Here is a 21,025-nt window from a genome sequence, read left to right as displayed (position 1 = left end):
AGCGGGGCAAAGCCGCGCGTAATCCGACAACATTGTTGGCATTGGCGCCGGTTACACCACGCCACCGCCCAACAACCGTCCCACCTCCGCCAGCAATTCCTCCTCCTGAAACGGCTTGCCGAAATACGCATTCACGCCCAGTTCGAACGCATGCGCGCGGTGCTTGTCGGCGCTGCGCGAGGTGATCATGATGACGGGGATGGCGCGCGTCTTGTCATCGCTGCGCACATTGCGCGTCAAATCAAAGCCATCCATGCGCGGCATTTCCACGTCGACCAGCAGCAGGGCCGGCATGCCAGCCGGTTCCAGCGCATGCAGCTGTTCCAGCGCATCGACGCCATCCTTGGCCAGCAGCACCTGGTAGCCTTCGCGCTCGAACAGGCGCTGCATCACGCGGCGCACCGTCAGCGAATCGTCAACCACCATCACGCGCACGGCCGGTGCGGCCAGCGCGCTGGAAGCGGCATGCTGCTCACTGCTGGCCAGCGCATATTGCGACAACAGTTCCGGATGATGCTCGAGGTGCTGAGCCAGCGCCACCGGATTGAGGATCAGCACGATGTCGCCCGTGCCCAGCACCGTGGCGCCGGCGATGCCCGGCATGCGCGCCAGCTGCGGCCCCACGTGCTTGACCACGACTTCGCGGTTGCCCACCACGTCATCGACCTGCAAAGCCAGCCTGTCATTGCCATTCCTCAGCAACAGCACGGGCGCGTAGCGCTGCGTGGCCTGTGCCGCCGGCGTCTCGCCCAGCATGGCCGAAAGGTGGTGCAGCGCCAGCGACTGCCCGTGCGACTCGATGCGCCCGGCCGCCCGCACCTGCTCCAGCTGTTCGCCTTTCAGGTGCAGCACCTGCTCCACCAGCACCGATGGCAAGGCATACGTCTTGCCGTTAGCCGCCAGCAGCACCACCTGGGTGACGGCCAGGGTCAGCGGCAGGTGGATGGTGAAGCGCATGCCCAGGCCCGCCTGCGTCAGCGTTTCCACGCGCCCGCCCAGGGCCAGCGCTTCGGAACGCACGATATCCATGCCAAAACCGCGTCCGGCCAGTTCCGTCAGGCTGTCGGCGGTGGAAAAACCGGGAGTGAAAATCAGTTCGGCCGCCTGCGTGTTGGTCAATGGCGCGTCCGTCGCCACCAGGCCGGCGCCGTGCGCCTTGGCGCGGATGCGCTCCAGGTCCAGCCCCGCGCCATCGTCGGAAAAGGCGATCGCCACTTCATTGCCCTGCTGGCTGACCTGCACCAGCAGCTCGCCCGTCTCGCTCTTGCCCACAGCCAGACGCGCATCGCGCGGCTCGACGCCGTGCACGATGGCGTTGCGCAGCAGGTGCTCGAAGGGTGCCGCCATGCGTTCGAGCACGCTGCGGTCGATTTCCACGCCGCCGCCGCGGATGTCGAGGTTGACACGCTTGTCGACTTCCTTGGCGCTTTGCCGCGCCACGCGGAACAGCCGTTCGGCGATGCTGGCAAACGGCACCATGCGGATCTGCATCAGGTCGCGCTGCAGCTCGCGCGTCAAGCGCGCCTGCAGCACCAGGTCGTCCGTGACCGCATCGACGCTGTGGCTGAGGTTTTCATGGAAGGACGCCACGTCGTTGACGCTTTCGGCCATCATGCGCGTGAGTTCCTGCAGGCGCGTAAAACGGTCGAATTCGAGCGGGTCGAATTCGCGCTCACTGCCGACTGCCATGCGCGAGGCGATCTGCGATTCGGCCTGCATTTCCACTTCGCGCAGCTGGCGCCGCAAGCGCGCCAGGTTGTCGGAAAACTCGGACAGCGAAGCACCGAGCACGCCCACTTCATTTTCCATTTTAGAACGCGTGATCGACACTTCACCGGCCTGGTTCACCAGGCGGTCGAGGATATCGGCCCGCACGCGCACCAGCGCCGCTTTCGGTTCGGCGGCCGGCGTGTCTTCCATGCCCGGCAAGGGCAGCAAGGGCTGCTGCAATTGCTCGAACAGGTGCAGCGCATGGTCGTAATGGGCCAGCAATTCCTCGAAGGCTTGCGGCGTGGCGGTGCCCGCGTGCAGCATGTTTTCGATATGCGTCTCGATTTCATGCGCATGCTGGCCCAGGCGCATGGCGCCGGCCATGCGCGCGCTGCCCTTGACCGTATGCAGGGTGCGCAACAGCATCTGCGCCTGGCCGCTGTCGTGCGGCTGCTGCTGCCAGCTGCGCAGCGCCTCGCCGATCTGCGGCAGCAGGTCGGCGCCCTCTTCCAGGAAGACGGACAAGAGATCGAGGTCGAGTTCATCGCTGATGCCGGCGCTGGCCGCCAGTAGCGCGGCCGCATCGGCCGGCATGATGGCGGGCGCTGGCGCTTCCGGCGCCGCATGTTCCAATGGCGGCGCGTGCTCGAAACCGGCGTCGAACAGGTCGTCGCTGGCGCCGCTGTCCTGCACCGGTACCGGCACGTCGGCAGCCTCCGGCTGCAGCGCATCGGCGACGATGCTTGCATACGTCGATTCGAACAGGGTCTCAAGTTGCGGCAGCGGGACTTCGGCCAGCGGCTCGGCAGGCTGCGCCGGCGCGCCGACGATGCTGGCATAAGCTTCCGCGAACAGGGCGTCAAGGCGGTCTTCCTTGCTCTCGCCGGGCGGCGCCGTCAAGGCGCGCCACAGAGTGTTGAGCGCTTCGATCATGTCCGGCTGCGTTGGCGCCAGGTCGCCCAGCGCGAATGCCTGCAGCATTTGCCCGATGCGCTGCGTGGCCTGTTCCAGCACGTCGTGCTGTTCGGCGCGCAAGCCGGCCAGCGGCGGCACCACCGTTTCGATCACCGTTTCCAGCGCGTGCGCCAAGTCGCGCAAGGACTGGAAGCCCACCGTGCCCGACGTTCCCGCCAGGGTATGCACGGCTTGCAGCGCCTCGGCGCTGACGGCGCGCTGTTCATGGCGCCATTCGCCGAAGTCGCGCGTGAGCACGCGCAGCAATTCATCCGTCTCGGCCAGGTAAATGTTGTACAAGGGAAGGCTGATGCGCAGTTCGCCCACGTGCTTGAGGTGATCGTCAGGCGCTTCGTGGAGCGTCGGCGCCGTGGCCAAGGGCAGTCCGATCACATTGCCATTGCTGGCCACGGGCGCGGCCGATGCCGAGCGAGGCTTGCGCAGTTCGAACGGTCCGCCTTCGCGCACGCGCTCGGCCGCCATCAGCAGCATGCCGGGCTCGCGCTCGCGCCCCGCGCCGCCTTCCAGTTCCGCCACCCATTCGCTGAGCTGATACCAGCCGTAATTGAGCAAGGTAAACAAGTCGTCGCTGACGGGGCGCGCCTCGGCCAGCCAGGTATTCATGACGCGTTCGATCGCGCCGGCCGCTTCGGCAAACTGCGCCAGGCCGATCATGCGGCTGCTGCCCTTCAAGGTGTGGAACGAGCGGCGCAGCATGGCCAGGTGGTCGCCGCTGGCGGCTTGCTCGCGCGGCAGGGCCAGGGTGGTGTCGATGAAGGTCAGCACTTCGCGCGCTTCGGCGATGAAAATGTCGAGCATCTCGGCGTCGACATCGGTCACTGCCGGCGCGGCATCCATGCCGGCTGGCGCGGCGGGCGCGAGGGCCTGGTCGAGCAAGGGCACCGGCACGGCGCCGGCGGCGGCGACTTTTTCAAATGGCAGCGCGCGGAAAGTACCGGCGGCCGCATCGAAATGGAAACGCCCGCTGGCCGCCTGCGCGTTGCGGCCCAGCATATCGACAAAAAAGCCCAGCGCGCTGACATTTTGCGCGATCTCGTCGAGCGCCTCGGCGCGCCCATCCGCGTTGGCGCCGGCACCGGCCAGTTGCCGCACGGCCGCATCGACTTGCAGCACGGCGGCGCGCGCATCTTCCTGTCCCAGTCCGGCCAGCTGTTGCTGCAACTGCTCCAGCACGGGCGCGACGCCGTCGAGAGCTCCCGCCTGCGCCTGCGCTGCACCCGCTGCATCCGCGTAATAGGCATTGAGCACCTTTTCCACCTGGCGCAAGCCCGTCTTCATTTCCTCGGCAAGCGCGGCCACCGTCTGGCCCTGTTCGATCTGGCGCGACAGTTCGCCCGCCGTAACGGGCGGCGGCGCTTCGCCGGCCAACAGCGCCTGCAGGCGCGCGGCGATAGTTTCCGCGTTGCCGGCGAAATCGTCGGGCAGGCGGCGCAACTGCTCCAGGCCCGTGTCCGCAAACAGCAGCGCCATGCCGATTTCATTTTCCAGGGCCCCACTGCGCCCGCTGGTCACGGCTTGCCGCGCCACGGCCGCGCATTCGCGCAGCAGGCTGGCCAGGGCCGGCTGCTTCAAGGTCTCCACATGCGCCGCCACTTCTTGCAACGACGCGTCGAAATCCGTACCCAGGACTGGATCGAGGTCGGCTTGCGCCAGGCGGCTCCAGCTGGCGCGCGCCTGCGCCAGGGCCGTGCGGGCGCCTTGCAAGGCATCCTGGTCGACCTGGCCGTAGCGCCGCGCTTCCACGTCAGCGGGCAGCATGCCTTCCAGGGCGAAAGCGGCGCGCAACTGGCGTGCCTCCGGCGTCGGCTCGCGTGCCGCGGCGATGAAGAACAGGGCATCGCGCAACATCGCTTCAGGCAGGCTGGCCGTCCCCTGCGCCAGGCGGCGCAACTGCAGGTTGATCAGGCCGAACAACTGCTTGACGTTGAGCGTGCCCATGCCCTCGCCGCTGGCCGCCAGCCCGGCAAACGCCTGCATGGCGAACCAGAAGGTGCGCGCAGGCGCTTCCTGCTGCGCGTCGGCCACGAGGGTCAAGGTGGCGTGCAGGTCGCTGGCGTGCAGGCGCCGCGTTGCGTCATCCTGCGCCTTCAGGAAGGGCAGCAGGGATTTTTCAAAGCGCCCGCGCCAGGCCGGGTAATCGGCGCTTGGTGGCGATTCCGCCAGCGCGATGGCATGCCCTTCCAGCGTCGACGCTGGCGGAAAAAACAGGTCGGCCGGGTGGATGCGTTCGGCGCCCAGCATGGTTTGCAAATCGCGGTAATAGGGGAACAAACGTGCCGGCTGCGGCGGCGTGCCGGCCACCAGGTCTTCCAGGTATTCGCTCAGGGCCTGATACAGTTCGGCGACGACTTGCGCATGGTCCAGCGTGTATTCGAGGCTGCCGTCGCGAAAGCGCGCCAGCGCCTGTTCCGCAGCGTCCGTCAGCAGGCTGGCGCCGGCCACGTCCACCATCACCAGCGCGCCATGCGCCTGGTGCAGATGCGAGCGCGCATGCTGCAGGGCCGTGGCGCGTTCCTCGCGCTCGCGGCCACCCGCTTCGAACAGGGCCGTTTTCGAGCGGCCCAGCGCTTCGCGGATTTCCACCATCACCCACGACAGAGGTTCGCTGTCGAACGGCTTGGATTGCTGTGGACTATCTGGTGTGCTCATGCATGCCTCGGTAAGGAAATCGCCCTGGACTGGCGCGGCGTTCAGGCGGCGACGCGGAAGCGCGACACCGAATTTTTCAGTTCCTGCGCCAGCATCGACAGTTTATGGATCGACTGCGCCGTTTGCTGCGTGCCGTCCTGGGTCTGCTCCGTCACGCTCAGGATATGCTGGATATTCAAGGCCACGCCGCTGGCCGAACCGGCCTGCGTGCCGGTGGCGAACGAGATGCCCTGGATCAGTTCCGCCAGATGTTTCGATACCTGGCTGATGTCGTTCAAGGCCGCGCCGGCCGCGTCGGACAGGCGTGCGCCCTCGACCACGCCCTGCGTGGACGTTTCCATCGCCCGCGTCGCATCCTGGGTATCGGCCTGGATGGTGCGCACCAGCGCGCCGATCTGCTTGGCGGCGGCGGCCGAGCGTTCGGCCAGGCGCTGCACTTCCTCGGCGACGACGGAAAAGCCCCGTCCCGCCTCGCCGGCCGATGCGGCCTGGATGGCGGCGTTCAGCGCCAGCACGTTGGTCTGCTCGGTGATGTCGGAAATGAGTTCGGTGATTTCGCCGATTTCCTGCGACGATTCGCCCAGGCGCTTGATGCGTTTGGAGGTATCCTGGATCTGCTCGCGGATTTCATGCATGCCCTTGATGGCGTTTTCCACCGCCGTCGAACCCTGCTGCGCGGCCGCCACCGACTGGCGCGCCACGTCGGCCGAGACGCTGGCCGACTTCGACACGTCGGTAATCGCATTGGCCATCTTGACGACGGTGGCGCTGACGCCCTGGATTTCGCGCGATTGCTGCTGCGACGCGATCAGCAGCTTGCTCGAGATGCTTTGCGCCTGCGTCGAAGCGCGGTTGATCTGCTCGGCCGTTGCCGTCACCCGCCCCACCAGGCCGCGCAATTCCTCGACCGTGTAGTTGACGGAATCGGCGATGGCGCCCGTGATGTCTTCCGACACGGTAGCCTGCACCGTCAGGTCGCCGTCGGCGACCTTCTGCAATTCATTCATCAGGCGCAGGATGGCCGCCTGGTTCTGCTCATTCCTGGCCTTCGCCACTTCCTCTTTTTCCTGCGACTGCAGGCGCCGGATTTCCGCTTCCTGGCGGCGCCGCTCGGCGTCGCGCGTGCGGTTGACGGAGTCCTGCAGCAGCACCCTGCCGATGCCGGCCGCCGCGATCAGGGTCAGCAACACGCCGCCGACCATCATCCAGAAGGCGACACCCAGGGTTTCCTGGTTCGCGTGGTACATCTGCTGCAGCAGGGTCAAGCGCTGGCGCAGGTCTTCGTTTTCGTTGAAGATCAGCTGTTCCGCGCTTTTCGCCGAACTGAATTTATCCAGGCGGTCAAGTATCGACGAGACCAGCTTCTGGTACGTGTCGAAACTGGCTTTCAGCGCCACCATCCGGTCGCGCAGTTCGGCGTCGCGCGTGGGCGCCAGTTGCAGCGACACGCTGCCGTTGAGCAGGCCTTCGACGGCGGTGCGGAAATACGTCGTGTCGCGCCCCAGCGAAAATGCCGTTTCCGAGCTGATGCTGCCCGACGACAGGAACTCGCTGGCGCTGCGGCTCATGCGCTGGCTCAGCATCATCAGGCGGCCGATGACGGCCAGGTCGCGCGCATTGCCGCCGCGCTGCACCTTCAGGGCCCCGATTTCCTCGGTCTGCGCCAGCAGCGCCGGCGACAGCGCGTTCAATTGCTGCAAGGTCTTGTCGAATTCGCCCAGCTCCGGCTTCAGGCGCAAGATGGTGCTGGCCGCGCGGTCGCTGCTGGCCCATTTTTTACGCGCGTCCGCCACCGCCGCCAGCAGGGCGGAACGCGACTCGCCGATATCGCGGCCGTGATACGTCCCGCCGCGCAGCATCAGGCGGAAATCCTGGTTCAGTTCATTGCGGCTTTCCTCGAGCTGGCGGAACGCTTCCGGGTTGCCTTGCACGGCGTTCGGCGCAGCCTTGCCGATGCGCTGCGAATGCATCAGCGCATCGCTGGCCAGCTGCGTCTGCGCCGAGGCGATATTGCCGCTGCGCGTATTGAGGCCGACAAACAGCAGGCTGGCGGCCAGGCTCAGGGCCATCACCGTCGACAGGATACTCAATTGTTTTTGCAGCGGCAGGTGGCCGATCAGCGGCAGCTGCAAGTCGCGGGCAGGCGCGCTGGCCAGCGACTTGCGCCGCCCCAGCGCGTCGCGCAGGCGCAGCGGCAGGTCGGCCGCCGATGCCGGCTCCAAGGGCGCGTGCTCCGCTTCAGGCATGCCGGCCGCCAGGATGGGGGAATTGGCGCCCATCAGCACATATCCTTGTGGACGGCAAGGCCGCCAAAGCCGGCGTCGAGGAAGCGTTCCGATTGCGCCAGCTGGGCCAGGTCCAGGCGCAGCCACTGCTGCCCTTCACTGTCGCGCAGCGTTTGCGCCGCCCACGATGGGAGCACACCCTGCGCCGCATCCTGAACGGGTACGGATTGCATCGCGCGCAGCTGGCGCAAGCCCAGTACGCGCTCGACCAGCAGGGCGCAATTGAGGCCCAGGCGGGGAGAAAAGGTGATGATGCGGCAGTGATTGCCGGGCGCGCAGGCCGGTCCACCCATGTAGCGGGCCAGGTCGACGACTCCCGTCAGACGTCCGCGCATGGCCGCCAGGCCCAGGTACCAGTCCTGCGCCAGCGGCACGCCCTGTATCTGCACACCGGAGGCAATGACGATTTCACCGAGCTGCGTCAGGTCGAGCAGGCACGCCCGGCCGCCGAGCATCACGCCCAGTTCCTTGCGCGCGGCCAGCGCGCCGCTGCGCGCAGCCTGTATCCGCTCGATCAATTGCAGCTGATACTGGCGCAAGCGCCCCTGCCGCGCGCCCGTCTCGAAAGATGGCATGGCGGCAGCGGCTGGCGCAAAGGCCGCTGTGGACACGCCGTGACCTGGCATCGTGTGCATTCTCAGGAAATCGCGGCGATCTTGGCCAGCAGCTCGGCTTCGACCACCGGCTTGACCAGGTAATCGCGCGCGCCCTGGCGCAAGCCCCAGATGCGGTCCGTTTCCTGGCTCTTGCTCGAGCAGATAATCACGGGCACGTCCTGCAGTTCGGGATCGCGGGCGATGGCGCGCGTGATCTGGAAGCCATTCGCACCGGGCATCACCACGTCCATCAGGATCAGATCGGGCCTGGCCTGCTTCAGCTGCGCCAATGCGTCGGCGCCGTCCTGCGCCGTGAGAACGGCGTAACCGGCACGCACCAGCATCTCGCTCAGGTAGTAGCGTTCTGTCGGCGAGTCATCGACGATCAGAATTGTGTGTATGGCCATCTGCTTCCTTGCTGCGTTGTAATCAATAAACCACTTACTCAAAATGCCCGGCCAGGTGCAGCCGCACGGCTTCCAGCAGCGCCTCGTTCGCCAGCGGCTTGACCAGGCAGGCGCTGGCGCCAGCCATAGCGCCGCGCGCACGGTCGAACAAGCCTTCCTTCGACGACAGCATCAGCACCGGCGTGGCGTGATACGCGGCGCTGGCCTTGATCAGCGCACACGTGCGGTAACCATCCAGGCGCGGCATCACGATGTCGCACACGATCAGCGCCGGCTGGCAGTCGGCGATCTTGGCCAGGGCCTCGAAGCCGTTTTCCGCCACCACCACGCGGTAACCGGCTTCGCGCAAGACCTTCTCGGCCGCGCTGCGTATCGTCGCACTGTCGTCGATGACGAGTATCGTCACGCCCTCGCAGGCGCCATCGGACGATACCGCGGGCAGGAAAGGACGCGTCATGTGATTATTCGATAATCTTTCATACCATAGCACAGGCGTGCCGCCATTTCATGGGCGGCAGCGGCGTGCTTGCGCATCATGCTTGATTAAATGGCCACCATCTCGAAATCATCCTTGCGCGCGCCGCATTCAGGGCAGGTCCAGTTCATCGGCACATCGGCCCAACGCGTGCCGGGAGCGATGTCTTCGTCGGGCAGGCCGGCCGCTTCATCATAAACCCAGCCGCAAATAAGACACATCCACGTTTGGAATTGCTGCGTTGTTTCGTTGCTACTCACGTTCTGCCACCCTTCAATCAAGTAAAATGCTGAATTAGGTATCTTAATCTACCCGCCGTGCAAAACCAAACTTCTCCCCTCATATTAAGCTTCGGCGTGTCCGATCCGGTCGGCGCGATCGGTATCCAGGCCGACCTGGCCACTTTTTCAGCCTTCGGCTGCCATGGCTTGTCCGTCACCACGGGCCTCTTGATCAGCGATACGGCCCGCGTGGAAGACGTGCAGGCGGTCGACCCGGACTGGGTTTCCGACCAGGCGCGCGTGCTGCTGGAAGACATGTCCGTCGCCGCCATCAAGATCGGCGCGCTGGGCAGCGTGGAAAACGTCACGGCCATCGCCGAAATCGTCTCCGACTATCCGGACGTGCCGCTGATCCTCGATCCCTTCATTTCGGCGCTGCCGGAACAGGGCATGGACGACGAAGACATCCTCACGGCCGTGCGCCAGCTCCTGATTCCGCAAACGACCCTGCTGGTGCTCTCGCCGGTGGAACTGGAGCGCCTGGCCGAGACCTGGCGCGACGCCGACCCGGACGACACCCTGCAAAACGACGTCGACTACCTGGTGGCGCTGGGCTGCGAATACGTGCTCGTCACCGGCATGCCGGCCGACGCCAGCAAGTCCGGCACGGCCGAAGGCAAGTTGCGCGCCAATACCCTGTTCGGCGAGGACGGCGTGGTGCGCCACGACGTATGGCAGCACCTGCCCGGCATCTTCAACGGCGCCGGCAGCACCCTGTCGGCCGCCGCCACCGCTCTGCTGGCCCTGGCGGAAAACGAAGACGATGTGCCGCAGGTGGTCGTGGCGGCGCAGGAATTCACGGCCGGCGCGCTGGCGCACGCGCGGCGCCACGGCATGGGCAAGCTGGTGCCGAACCGGCTGTTCCGACAGCAGCCCCAGCGCGGCGCCCAATAATTCTGTAGTAGACCAGACAGACGACACAGACAACGATCCACTTTCAAGGCACGATTATCATGACGACGACTTCACAGAACGACATCCTGTTTGCGCGCGCACAAAAAACCACGCCAGGCGGCGTCAATTCGCCCGTGCGCGCCTTCCGCTCCGTGGGCGGCACGCCGCGCTTCATCACGCGTGCCGAAGGCCCGTATTTCTGGGATGCGGACGGCAAGCGCTATATCGACTATATCGGTTCCTGGGGCCCGGCCATCGTCGGCCACGCCCATCCGGAAGTGGTGAAAGCCGTGCAGGATGCGGCTGCGCTGGGCCTGTCGTTCGGCGCGCCAACGGAAGGCGAAGTGCTGATGGCCGAGGAAATCACGCGCCTGGTGCCGTCGATCGAGCAGGTGCGCCTGGTCTCTTCGGGCACGGAAGCGACCATGAGCGCCCTGCGCCTGGCGCGCGGCGCCACGGGACGCGACAAGATCGTCAAGTTCGAAGGCTGCTACCACGGCCACGCCGATTCGCTGCTGGTGAAAGCGGGCAGCGGCCTGCTCACCTTCGGCAACCCGACGTCGGCCGGCGTGCCGGAAGACTTCGTGAAACACACCCTGGTGCTCGACTATAACAACGTGGAACAGCTGAAGGACGCCTTCGACAGCTTCGGCGCGGACATCGCCTGCGTCATCGTCGAACCGGTGGCAGGCAATATGAACCTGGTGAAAGCGACGCCGGAATTCCTGCAGGCGATGCGCGAACTGTGCACGCAGCACGGCGCCCTGCTCATTTTCGATGAAGTCATGTGCGGCTTGCGCGTGGCCCTGGGCGGCGCGCAGGCGCTGTACGGCATCAAGCCGGACCTCACGGCGCTGGGCAAGGTGATCGGCGGCGGCATGCCGGTGGCGGCCTTTGGCGGCAGCGCGGCGCTGATGCACAACATGGCGCCGCTGGGCGCCGTCTACCAGGCCGGCACTTTGTCGGGCAACCCGGTCGCCGTGGCGGCCGGCATGGCCACCTTGAAACTGATCCAGCAGCCGGGCTTCTACGAGCAGCTGGGCGCCACGGCCAAGCGCCTGGCCGAAGGTTTGACAAGCGCGGCAAAGGAAGCGGGCGTGGTCTTCTGCGCCGACTACATCGGCGGCATGTTCGGCATTTATTTCAGCGAAACGCCGCCGACCAGCTACGCGGAAATGATGGCCGGCGACCGCAGCAAGTTTAACGCCTTCTTCCACGCCATGCTGGACGAAGGCGTGTACTTCGCGCCCGCCGCCTTCGAAGCGGGCTTCGTCTCGGCGCAGCACGATGATGCCGTCATCGACGCCACCATCGCCGCCGCGCGCAAGGTGTTTGCCGCCCTCGCCTAAGCGTTTTATACGGTTGCGGTGTCCATCACCGCGGCCACCAGCGCCGGCAGGCTGGCCATGTCGTTGAACACGACATGCGCGCCGGCCGCCTTCAGGCGCGCTTCCTGGCCGGCGGCGATATGTCCGCCGCCGATGAATCCCAATACCGTCATGCCCGCCGCCACGGCCGCCGTCACGCCCGTGACGCTGTCTTCCAGCACCAGGCACTGGCTTGGCGGCACGCCAAAGGCGGCAGCCGCCGCCAGGTAGACGCCCGGGTGCGGCTTGGCATGGCCCACCAGGTCCGGCGTGAACACGCGCTTGTCGAACAGCGGCGCCATGCCGGTGCGCTCGAGCGCCGACAGCACGCGTGCGCTGACGCTGTTCGACGCGACGGCCTTGGGCAGCGGAATGGCGGCCAGCGCCTGCGCCACGCCGGGCACGGCGCGCAATTGCGCATCGCAGGCCGCATCGACGGCATTGCCGATGGCCATGATCTCGTCGGCCGGCAATTGCGGCAAACGCAGTTCCTTGTAAATATCCTGCATCAGCGGCACCAGGCGCTGGCCCAGGCGCGGCTCGATCAAGCCTTGCAGGGTGACGCCCTCGGGCAGGTTCGGCAGGCGCGGTCCCAGCAACTCCAGCAGCGCTTGCAGGGCCACGGCTTCACTGTCGATCAGCACGCCATCGCAGTCGCTGATCAGATGGGTAAAGCGCGGTGGGGTGGTGGCGGTATCAGGCATGGACTCTCCAGAAGACAACGGTGACGGGAAATGCGGCGGCCAGCCGGCCAAGGCCGGCATTGTAACGATCATAGGTGGAACAGGCGGACGCTACCACGCAGAAAACGTCTGAATGACGATACTTTTCTGCACAGCAGCCGGCAGGCATGAATCAGCAAATATACAATACCAATTAAATACCACGCAATACCAGTGATTATCGCCGATTTTTGAATTTGCTGCGCTCGTCCTGAAACCGGAGCGCGCGAGCGCCCCGGCGACAAGCGCTTATTTCAGCCAGCCGCGGTGGCGGAAGTACAGGAAGGGCGCGATGGCGCTGGTGATCATCAGGCCCCAGGCCCATGGATAGCCGAACGACCATTCCAGTTCCGGCATCAGCTTGAAGTTCATGCCGTACACGCTGGCGATCAGGGTCGGCGGCAGGAAGGCCACGCTGGCCACCGAGAAGATCTTGATGATCTTGTTCTGGTTGATGTTGATGAAACCGACGGTGGCATCCATCAGGAAGTTGATCTTATCGAACAGGAAAGAGGTGTGGCCATCGAGCGATTCGATGTCGCGCAAAATCTGCCGCGCTTCCTCGAACTGCTCGGAATTCAATAAGCGGCCGCGCATCAGAAAGCTCACGGCGCGGCGCGTATCCATCATGTTGCGGCGGATACGGCCATTCAAATCTTCCTCGTGGGCAATCGCATTCAGCGCTTCAGCCGCGTGCGCATCGGTAAATTCCTTTTGCAGCACGCGCGTGCTGACTTCTTCCAGGTTCTGGTAGATGCCTTCGAGCACATCGGCCGAATATTCGGCATCGGTGGCGTACAGGTCGAGCAGCACGTCCATGTAGTCGGCAATCGAGCCGGGCCGCGAACGGGCGCGCATGCGCACCAGGCGGAACACGGGCAAGTCGTCCGTATGCATGGAAAACAAAATCTTGCGGGCCAGGATGAAAGCCACGGTGATGACGCGCGACGGGCCATCGTCCTCTTCGCGCAAGAAATCCGTGCGCAGGTGCAAGTCGCCGTTTTCCGCTTCGTAATAGCGGGCCGACGCTTCAATATCTTTGACTTCGTCTTCGCCCGGCAGGGTGACGTTGTAGATGGCCTTGACCCAGGCCCGTTCATCATCGGTAGGGTCGGTCAGGTCGACCCATACCGGTTCGGCGTTTTCGAGGTCTGCGCGGCTGTCGATCGGCACCTGGTTGAGCCGGCCATTCTGTAATACAAAGACATTGATCATGCGCGCTCTCAGCCGGATGTGGGGTTATCGTGATGTGCTGGCGCTGGCGCCAAAAATGAAAACAGCGCAAGTGTACCCGCAAAGGCCTTTTCACGACCACCCCCGGCACCGCTTTTTCACGGAAAAAGTGCGGCGTTGCACCAACCGGGGTCGATTAAGATGCTGCGTCGCAATAGTGCTAATCAGGCAGCTTTGATTTTATGCAAAGAAAGCCCGCTGCCATCAAGGCAATTCGGCCGCCCCCATGCGGCGCAGGATGACGCCCGTGCGCCGGTTCAGGTAGCCCGTATCGCGGTGACGGTCGTAAAAGCGGGGATTCGGCAGCATCACGGCCAGTTTCGCCGCCTGTCCCGCGCTCAGGCCCGCCGCGCTGACCCGGTAATAGTGGCGCGCTGCCGCTTCGGCGCCAAAGGTGCCCGTGCCAAACTCCACCACGTTCAGATAAATCTCGAAAATGCGCTCTTTTTCCATCAGGTTTTCCAGCATGTACGTGATGATCAGTTCCTGGCCCTTGCGCACATAGCTGCGCGAACCGGACAGGAACAGATTCTTCGCCAGTTGCTGCGTGATGGTGGAGCCACCGGCCACAACCTTCTGCTTCTTGCTGTTTTTTTCATACGCCTTTTGCAAGGCTTCCCAGTCCACGCCTTCGTGCTCGGAGAAATTCGCGTCTTCCGAGGCGATGATGGCCCGTTTCAAGTTGTTCGAAATGCGGTTGTACGGCACCCACGTCTGCTTGATCGTGGCATTGGGATTCTTGTCCTGCAAGACAGACAACTGTTCGCGCATAAAAGCCGTGCTGGACGGGTTATGGTCGACCCACCACCAGATTTGCAGGAAGAAATACAGTTGCACGACGATAAAGGCCAGCACGGGGACGATGAACAGCCACTTGATCCAGCCGTAGCGGCTGCCACGGCCGGTCTTGCGCTGGCCCTTCTTGCCGGCGCTCACAGGGCACTGCGCAGCTGCGCCAGCAAGTCCTGCGTCTGCGGCCGCACGCCGCGCCACACGTAAAACGCTTCGGCCGCCTGCTCCACCAGCATGCCCAGGCCATCGCGCACCTGCGCGCCATGCTGGGCGGCAAAGTCCATGAAGACGGTAGGCTGGGCGCCGTACATCATGTCCAGCGCCAGGGTGTGGCTGCCGAAGATACCGGGAGGCACGGGCGGCAAGTCGCCCGCCAGGCTGGCCGAGGTGGCATTGATGACGATATCGAAGACGCCATCGGGCTGCGTGAAGCCGCCGGCGCGCAGCTGAGCGGGGTGCGCCAGCGCAGCGGCAAACTGCGCCACCAGCGCCTCGGCCGTGGCCACGGTGCGGTTGGCAATGAAGATTTCCTGCGGTCCCTGTTCCAGCAAGGGCAGCACGACGCCGCGCGCGGCGCCGCCCGCGCCCAGCAGCAGGACGCGCTTGCCGGCGACACTCACGCCCGCGTTGCGCACGATGTCGGCCACCAGGCCCGCGCCATCGGTATTGTCGCCAAGAATGGTGTCACCATCGAAACGCAGGGTATTGACGGCGCCGGCCGCCTGCGCGCGCGGCGTCAGCTCGGTCGCCAGCGCACACGCGTCCAGTTTGAAAGGCACGGTCACGTTCGCACCCTTGCCGCCCTCGGCGGCGAAGGTACGGGCCGCCAGGGCAAAGCCGTCGAGCGGCGCCAGCCGGCGATCATAGACGATGGGCTCGCCCGTCTGCAGGGCAAACGCGGCGTGGATCAATGGGGACTTGCTGTGGGCGATGGGATTGCCGAAGACACAATATTGATCAGGATTCATTGCTTGCTTGTTCAATTGCTGCCGCCAGTCAGGTTAGCTTCCATTTTTTCTTCGCGCGTAAATTTGAAGCGGGTGATGACGACCCACAAGTCATCCTTATCGCTCGACAACATATTCGGTGGGAAACGGCCGAACGGCGCCGCGCGGCGCACGATGGCCAGGGCCGCCGCATCCAGTGCCGGATTGCCCGAGCTTTTTTCCACGCGGGCGCCGCCTTCTTTCTGGTAAATCGTGCCGTCCTGGAAGATTGGGATGTAGACGACCAGTTCGCCATACATCTTGCGGCCATTTTTTTGCGGGAAATTCAGGGTGCCGATTTCCTCGATGCGCTTTTGCAGGGTCTTGTAATACATGGCATAGCCGACCTCTTGCGTACTGGGTGTAATGAACGTCTTGCGCGGACGCTTGTTCTGGTCTTCCACGGTCTGGCTGATCTCGGCCGCCATGCGGGCGATGGCTTTGCTGCTTTCCATCAAGTCCGAACCGGTGGCCAGGGGATTGGGCTTGTCCTTTTCCGTGACGGGCGCGGCGCTGTAAGGCGTCGGCCTGGCCGCCTGCGTCAGCAGTTCCTGCTGCTTCTGCTCCAGTTCGGCAATGCGGCGGGCGCTGGCCTTGACGCTGTCGCCCTCTTCCACCTTGCGCATGTCGGGCAAGGGCGACTTGACGCGGCCCTTGTCGGCTTGCCCACCGCCATCGAGGTTGGCTTGCGCCAGGGCGTCGGCCTTCAGCGGCTTGTTCGCATGCTTGGCGTTGACCAGGATCACTTCCAGGCCGGGATCGGTGGCCACGGCCCGCTGCGGGGCCGGGGCGACAAAATGCATCGCCAGCAAGGCGCCGTGCGCCAGCAGCGATACCGCCACGGCGATCATGAGGAAACGATTCTCTCGGAAAGACTTCACGCGCAACCTAGTTCCTTACAACACAAGATACAAGATGGCTGAATTCTACGTCAAAGGGCGGCGCCGGCAACAGTTTTCAGCACCGCCTTTGTGGCGTGACGACGGCCTTATTTGACCTCGGGTTCGCTGACCACGTCTTCGCTGGCCAGTTCCGCCACTTCCGCATCGGCGTCGCTGACCTGGTTCGCCGCTTCCGGCGATGGCTCGGCCGCCACGTCGCCTTCTTCCGCGCCTGCGTCGCCCGCCTCTTCCTCGTAGTCCAGCTCGGCATCGGCCGCCGCATCGGGTACGGCGGCGATTTCCAGCAAGCGTGCTTCGATGCTCAGGTCAACTTCATCCCAGCGCAGCAAGTCCAGTTTCACCTGGGCGCCGCGCGCCACCGATGGCATGCCCGGCAACTTGATGACCAGCGGAATGTCGACCAGGCGCAGGATCTCGTCTTTCAGCACGACGGCATCGACCTGGCGCGCGTTTTCCTGGTGCAGCCAGCGCAAGCACCAGTAGCGTTCCATGTTCGACTGGAAATCGCCATACGCGGCATACGCGGCATCAAACGCCGAAACGATGGCGAACAGATTCGCATCGCGCGGCTTGAACGGGGCCACCAGCGGCGCCGTCACGCCATGCTCGGCGCAGGCGATGATTTGCCACTGGTTCACCAGGTCCGTGTAGCGGCGCAGGGGCGAGGTGCTCCACGCATATTGGTCCACGCCCAGGCCCTGGTGCGGCGCCGCATGGGTCACCATGCGCACCTGCATCTTTGCCGCCCAGCTATTGCCGCTGCCGCCGCCCTGGCTGCGGTAGATGCCGGGCACGCCATGGTCGTGCAGCATCTTGCCCCAGGTACTGTTGGCAAAAATCATCAATTCGGCGACGATCTTGTCGAGCGGCGCGCCACGCTTGCGGCGCGCCACGGTGACGATGTCGTTTTCCACATAGAAGTTGAAATCGACGCGGTTATTCTGTTCCGGCTTCAGGCCAAACGCTTCGCGCTTCTTCATGCGGCCCTGTTCCAGCTGCTGCGCCCATTGCCACAGCACGGCAAAATCGGCCTTGTGCGGGTACTCGCCTTCGCCGCTGGCCAGGGTTTCCTCGTTGACCAGATCGTCGAGCTGGTTATGGCGCAAGTTACTGGCGATTGGCACCAGTTCGGCGCGCGTCTGCGTGCTGACCACGGCCCAGTCCGCTTTCGGGTCCAGGGTCGCGTACAGCGACAGGGCCGGGCACGTCGTGCCCTCCGCCAGCGTAAACGCGTTGACGATTTCGTCCGGCAGCATGGTGATCTTGTCGCCCGGCATATAGACGGTCGACATGCGCTGGCGCGCCATCTTGTCGATCACGTCTTCCGGACGGATGCCCAGGCCCGGCGCGGCGATGTGAATACCCACTTTCACGGTGCCATCGGGCAAGGGCTGCACGGAGAAGGCATCGTCGATCTCGGTCGTGGTCACGTCGTCGATCGAGAAGGCGGCCACGTCGGCCAGCGGCAGCTTGGCCGTCACGGACGGCACGGGCACGCTCGGGAAACCGGCGCCTTTCGGGAAATTCTCAAACAGGAACTTCGACAGGTGCAAGTCTTTCGGTGAAGCAATACCACCGACGGCCAGCATCAGCCGCGGCGGCGTCGTGTGCAACTCCGTGCAGGCCGCTTCCAGCGCCTTGTATTCGATCGTGTTCTTGTCCGGCTTGAACAACAGTTGCAGCACCATGGGTTGCATCGAAGCGGGCAAGCGGTTCTGTTTCAGCTCTTCCACATAGCCTGCCTGCACCAATGCCTGCTGCTTTTTCTTTTCGATACCGGCCAGGGCCGCCTTCAAGGACGCTTCCGGCGCCGCCTTGTAGCGGCCACGGCCCTTCTTGTAGAAATACACGGGCGCCGAATGCAGGGCCAGGATCAGGCCAGCCGCTTCCGGCGGCAACGGGGCGTGGCCGAAATACTCGGCGCCCAGCTCGGCAAAGCCGAACTCGTCTTCGCCCGCCACTTCCCACAGGAAATCGAGATCGATCTCGGCGGCAACGGCCTTGGCCTGCTCCAGCAGCTCGGCCGGGGCCGGCTTTTCATACTGCAACAGCACGTCCTTGACCTTGACCTTGGTGCGCTTGCCGCTGGCCATTTCGACCTGGTACGCTTCACCCGCTTGCGACAGGACCGTGCCGACCTTGAAATCGCCGGATTCTTCAAAAAATAGATTCATTGTTATGCTTTGTTTATTAATGTGTCGGTTGCAACGGTGCGAGTGACGGGCGTCAACTCCAGCACCGCCGGCAAAAATACTTCCGTTACCAGCAGCAAGCCCTGGTGACGCTGATACAGGCAGCGGCGGGCAAAAAACAGCGCCTGCCCGTCGGCGCGCCGCCCTTCCAGCGCCAGCGCCGCCTGCGCCCGCTGCACCAGCGGGTGCCCGGCGCGCAAGCGGGCAAATTCCAGTTCGCCGCGGCGCACCATGCGGTCGCCAAACAGGGTCGTGCCCAGCGAACGCTCGCCCAGCGCGGAAAACAAGGGCCAGTCCGTGGCCGTCGCCTGCATGGGCACGACGGTGTGGCCAAACACGGCCGGTCTGTCATCACAACGCAACAGCACTTCACGTTCCCACACGCGGCCCGCGCGGTGCAAACCGATGATGGCAGCCTCGTCGCTCAAGCAACGTGCCGTTTCCTGGTGCAAGCATTGCACGCGAAATGCCTGGCTATGCGCTTTCAGCTTGGCCGTCAGCGAACCGCCGCCCGTGAGCCAGTGGCGCAAGGCCGGCGGCGCATTGACGGCGTTCACGTGCGCATGCCATTGTGCCTGCCGCAGCGAACCCGGCCTCACTGGGCAGCGTCCGCATCGATGCCGCAAAAGGCCAGCACGGGCGCCAAGTAGTCGGCAAATTCGCTGATGCCATGGTCGCTGCCGTCGATGACCAACTGCCGCGCCCCCTGATAATGCGCCACCATGTCGCGGTAGTCGAGCACTTCATCGCCGGTGGCGGCAATCAGGAAATAGCGTTGTGGCTCAGTAATTTTCTCTACGGCAAACGTGCGCAGCTCATCGATGTACTCGCGCTTGAACTCGAACGGCTTGTCCGAATGGAATTCCGTCGTCACGCCCACATGCTGCTCCAGGTCGATCAGGGGCACGATGGCAGGATTGAGCAATACGGCGCGGCAACCGAGCTGCTCGGCCAGCCAGGTGGCGTAATAGCCGCCCAGCGAGGAGCCGATTATCGTCAGCTCGGCCGGCGCCACATCCTTGACCAGCGACAGGGCCAGTGCTATGGCCAGCTTGGGCGAAGCCGGCAATTGCGGGCACAGCCACTGTGCTTCGCGGCCCAGCGCCTGCATCTGCGCGGCCAGCAGGCGCGACTTCATCGACAGGGGCGACGAGCGAAATCCATGCAGGTACAGAATCATCGGCCCAGGGCCTCCAGCAATTTCTGGTGCACGCCGCCAAAGCCGCCGTTGCTCATGACCACGATCTGGTCGCCGGGGCGGGCGCTGGCCGCCACGGCCGCCACCAGGGTATCGATGTCTTCGTAGGCGCTGGCAATCTTGCCCAGCGGCGCCAGCGCGTCGCCCAGGCTCCAGCCCAGCGCTTGCTGGCTGCCGAAACCGAAGACGAGGTCCGCATCCTTGAGGCTGCCAGGCAGCGCATCTTTCATGGCGCCCAGCTTCATGGTGTTCGAACGTGGTTCCAGCACGGCCAGGATACGGCCGGTACTGCCTATCTTCTGGCGCAGGCCGCCCACGGTGGTGGCAATGGCTGTCGGGTGGTGCGCGAAATCGTCGTACACGGTAATGTCGTTGACGACGCCGCGCACTTCCATCCGGCGCTTGACGCTCTCGAACGTGGCCAGCGAGGCGCACGCCTGGGCTATCGGTACGCCCACGTGGCGCGCGGCGGCGATAGCCGCCAGCGCATTGCTACGGTTGTGCTTGCCCGTCAGGGCCCACGCCACGTGGCCTTCCTGCTTGCCATTGAAGAACACGTCGAAGCTGCCATCGGCCTGCTCTTGCAGTTGCCAGTTGGCATCTTGACCAAAACTTTCCTTTTCGCTCCAGCAACCGCGCGCCAGCACGCGCTGCAGCGATGCTTCGTCGCCGTTGAACACGAGGCGGCCAATGCCGGGCACGGTGCGCACCAGGTGGTGGAATTGCGTCTCGATCGCGTGCAGATCGGGGAATATGTCGGCGTGATCATATTCCAGGTTATTCATGATGGCCGTCTTCGCGTGGTAATGCACGAATTTGCTGCGCTTGTCGAAGAAGGCCGTGTCGTATTCGTCCGCTTCGATGACGAAGAAGTCGGAATCGGCGCTCTTGCCGTCGATTGTGCCGCTGAGGCGGGCGGAAATGCCAAAGTTCATCGGCACGCCGCCGATCAGGAAGCCCGGCGCGTAGCCCGCATCTTCAAGTATCCAGGCCAGCATGGCTGATGTTGTCGTCTTGCCATGCGTGCCGGCCACGGCCAGCACCCATTTGTTGCGCAAGATGTGTTCGCCGATCCACTGCGGGCCGGACACATACGGCAGGCTGCGGTTGAGGATTTCTTCCACCAACGGGTTGCCGCGCGAGACCACATTGCCAATCACATACAAATCCGGATTCAGCTTGGTTTGTTCCGGATCGAAGCCTTGGATCAGTTCGATTCCCTGCGATTCCAGCTGGGTGCTCATCGGCGGATACACGTTGGCATCGCAACCGGTAACTTTATGGCCGGCTTCCTTGGCCAGGACAGCCAGGCCGCCCATGAAGGTACCGCAAATGCCGAGAATATGAATATGCATGTGATC

17 protein-coding genes are annotated in these 21,025 nt (G+C 64.4%); 2 read left to right on the top strand and 15 right to left on the bottom strand.

What is annotated here, in order from left to right:
- Nucleotides 1-51 precede the first annotated feature (51 nt).
- The 6 genes from ASN89_RS03725 to ASN89_RS03700 form a co-directional block, all read right to left on the bottom strand.
- Nucleotides 52-5,334 carry an Hpt domain-containing protein gene (locus ASN89_RS03725; RefSeq protein WP_058048314.1) on the bottom strand — a complete coding sequence of 1,761 codons (5,283 nt, stop codon included), beginning with the start codon at nt 5,332-5,334 and terminating at the stop codon, nt 52-54.
- Between the two features lie 41 nt (nt 5,335-5,375).
- A complete protein-coding gene (locus tag ASN89_RS03720; protein ID WP_058048313.1) occupies nt 5,376-7,613 on the bottom strand; it encodes a methyl-accepting chemotaxis protein in 2,238 nt (745 codons plus the stop codon).
- A complete protein-coding gene (locus ASN89_RS03715; RefSeq protein WP_313902983.1) occupies nt 7,613-8,230 on the bottom strand; it encodes a chemotaxis protein CheW in 618 nt (205 codons plus the stop codon). Before ASN89_RS03715 ends, ASN89_RS03720 begins: the two co-directional genes overlap by 1 nt.
- Before the next feature lie 26 nt (nt 8,231-8,256).
- On the bottom strand, nt 8,257-8,622 hold the full coding sequence (locus tag ASN89_RS03710) for a response regulator (RefSeq protein ID WP_034780235.1): 366 nt from the start codon (nt 8,620-8,622) through the stop codon (nt 8,257-8,259).
- 34 nt (nt 8,623-8,656) lie between these two features.
- Nucleotides 8,657-9,079 (bottom strand): response regulator, encoded by a 423-nt coding sequence (locus ASN89_RS03705; RefSeq protein ID WP_046684219.1) that lies wholly within the window; start codon nt 9,077-9,079, stop codon nt 8,657-8,659.
- An 86-nt stretch (nt 9,080-9,165) separates the two neighbouring features.
- Nucleotides 9,166-9,318, bottom strand: a complete 153-nt coding sequence (locus ASN89_RS03700; protein WP_038488910.1) for a rubredoxin — start codon at nt 9,316-9,318, stop codon at nt 9,166-9,168.
- 96 nt (nt 9,319-9,414) lie between these two features.
- Here ASN89_RS03700 and thiD point away from each other — a divergent pair, with 96 nt between their 5' ends.
- Nucleotides 9,415-10,272, top strand: coding sequence for a bifunctional hydroxymethylpyrimidine kinase/phosphomethylpyrimidine kinase (gene thiD, locus ASN89_RS03695; protein ID WP_046684220.1), 858 nt, complete (start codon nt 9,415-9,417; stop codon nt 10,270-10,272).
- A 59-nt stretch (nt 10,273-10,331) separates the two neighbouring features.
- Nucleotides 10,332-11,621 (top strand): glutamate-1-semialdehyde 2,1-aminomutase, encoded by a 1,290-nt coding sequence (gene hemL, locus ASN89_RS03690; RefSeq protein ID WP_046684221.1) that lies wholly within the window; start codon nt 10,332-10,334, stop codon nt 11,619-11,621.
- 5 nt (nt 11,622-11,626) lie between these two features.
- Here the strand turns inward: hemL and ASN89_RS03685 are convergent, their stop codons facing one another.
- The 9 genes from ASN89_RS03685 to mpl form a co-directional block, all read right to left on the bottom strand.
- Nucleotides 11,627-12,343, bottom strand: a complete 717-nt coding sequence (locus tag ASN89_RS03685; protein WP_058048312.1) for an HAD family hydrolase — start codon at nt 12,341-12,343, stop codon at nt 11,627-11,629.
- 267 nt (nt 12,344-12,610) lie between these two features.
- The gene (corA, locus tag ASN89_RS03680; protein WP_034746658.1) at nt 12,611-13,576 is read right to left on the bottom strand and encodes a magnesium/cobalt transporter CorA; all 966 of its coding nucleotides are present in this window, start codon (nt 13,574-13,576) and stop codon (nt 12,611-12,613) included.
- 222 nt (nt 13,577-13,798) lie between these two features.
- The gene (mtgA, locus tag ASN89_RS03675; protein ID WP_046684223.1) at nt 13,799-14,530 is read right to left on the bottom strand and encodes a monofunctional biosynthetic peptidoglycan transglycosylase; all 732 of its coding nucleotides are present in this window, start codon (nt 14,528-14,530) and stop codon (nt 13,799-13,801) included.
- Nucleotides 14,527-15,354: a shikimate dehydrogenase gene (gene aroE / locus ASN89_RS03670; protein WP_058048311.1), complete on the bottom strand. Its 828-nt coding sequence runs from the start codon at nt 15,352-15,354 to the stop codon at nt 14,527-14,529. The genes mtgA and aroE overlap by 4 nt, the downstream gene beginning before the upstream one ends.
- A gap of 11 nt (nt 15,355-15,365) precedes the next feature.
- Nucleotides 15,366-16,223, bottom strand: coding sequence for an energy transducer TonB (locus tag ASN89_RS03665; protein WP_058048310.1), 858 nt, complete (start codon nt 16,221-16,223; stop codon nt 15,366-15,368).
- Between the two features lie 137 nt (nt 16,224-16,360).
- Nucleotides 16,361-18,448, bottom strand: coding sequence for a ribonuclease catalytic domain-containing protein (locus tag ASN89_RS03660; protein ID WP_046684225.1), 2,088 nt, complete (start codon nt 18,446-18,448; stop codon nt 16,361-16,363).
- 2 nt (nt 18,449-18,450) lie between these two features.
- The gene (locus tag ASN89_RS03655) at nt 18,451-19,065 is read right to left on the bottom strand and encodes a chorismate--pyruvate lyase family protein (RefSeq protein ID WP_058048309.1); all 615 of its coding nucleotides are present in this window, start codon (nt 19,063-19,065) and stop codon (nt 18,451-18,453) included.
- Nucleotides 19,062-19,646 carry a YqiA/YcfP family alpha/beta fold hydrolase gene (locus tag ASN89_RS03650; protein ID WP_058048308.1) on the bottom strand — a complete coding sequence of 195 codons (585 nt, stop codon included), beginning with the start codon at nt 19,644-19,646 and terminating at the stop codon, nt 19,062-19,064. Before ASN89_RS03650 ends, ASN89_RS03655 begins: the two co-directional genes overlap by 4 nt.
- On the bottom strand, nt 19,643-21,019 hold the full coding sequence (gene mpl / locus ASN89_RS03645) for a UDP-N-acetylmuramate:L-alanyl-gamma-D-glutamyl-meso-diaminopimelate ligase (protein WP_082654378.1): 1,377 nt from the start codon (nt 21,017-21,019) through the stop codon (nt 19,643-19,645). Before mpl ends, ASN89_RS03650 begins: the two co-directional genes overlap by 4 nt.
- Nucleotides 21,020-21,025 lie beyond the last annotated feature (6 nt).

It is taken from the genome of Janthinobacterium sp. Ant5-2-1, assembly GCF_001445815.1.
GTDB classification, from domain to species: domain Bacteria; phylum Pseudomonadota; class Gammaproteobacteria; order Burkholderiales; family Burkholderiaceae_D; genus Janthinobacterium; species Janthinobacterium lividum_E.
The sequence above is the reverse complement of the archived record's forward strand: the minus strand, read 5'-3'. Positions and strand labels throughout refer to the sequence as shown.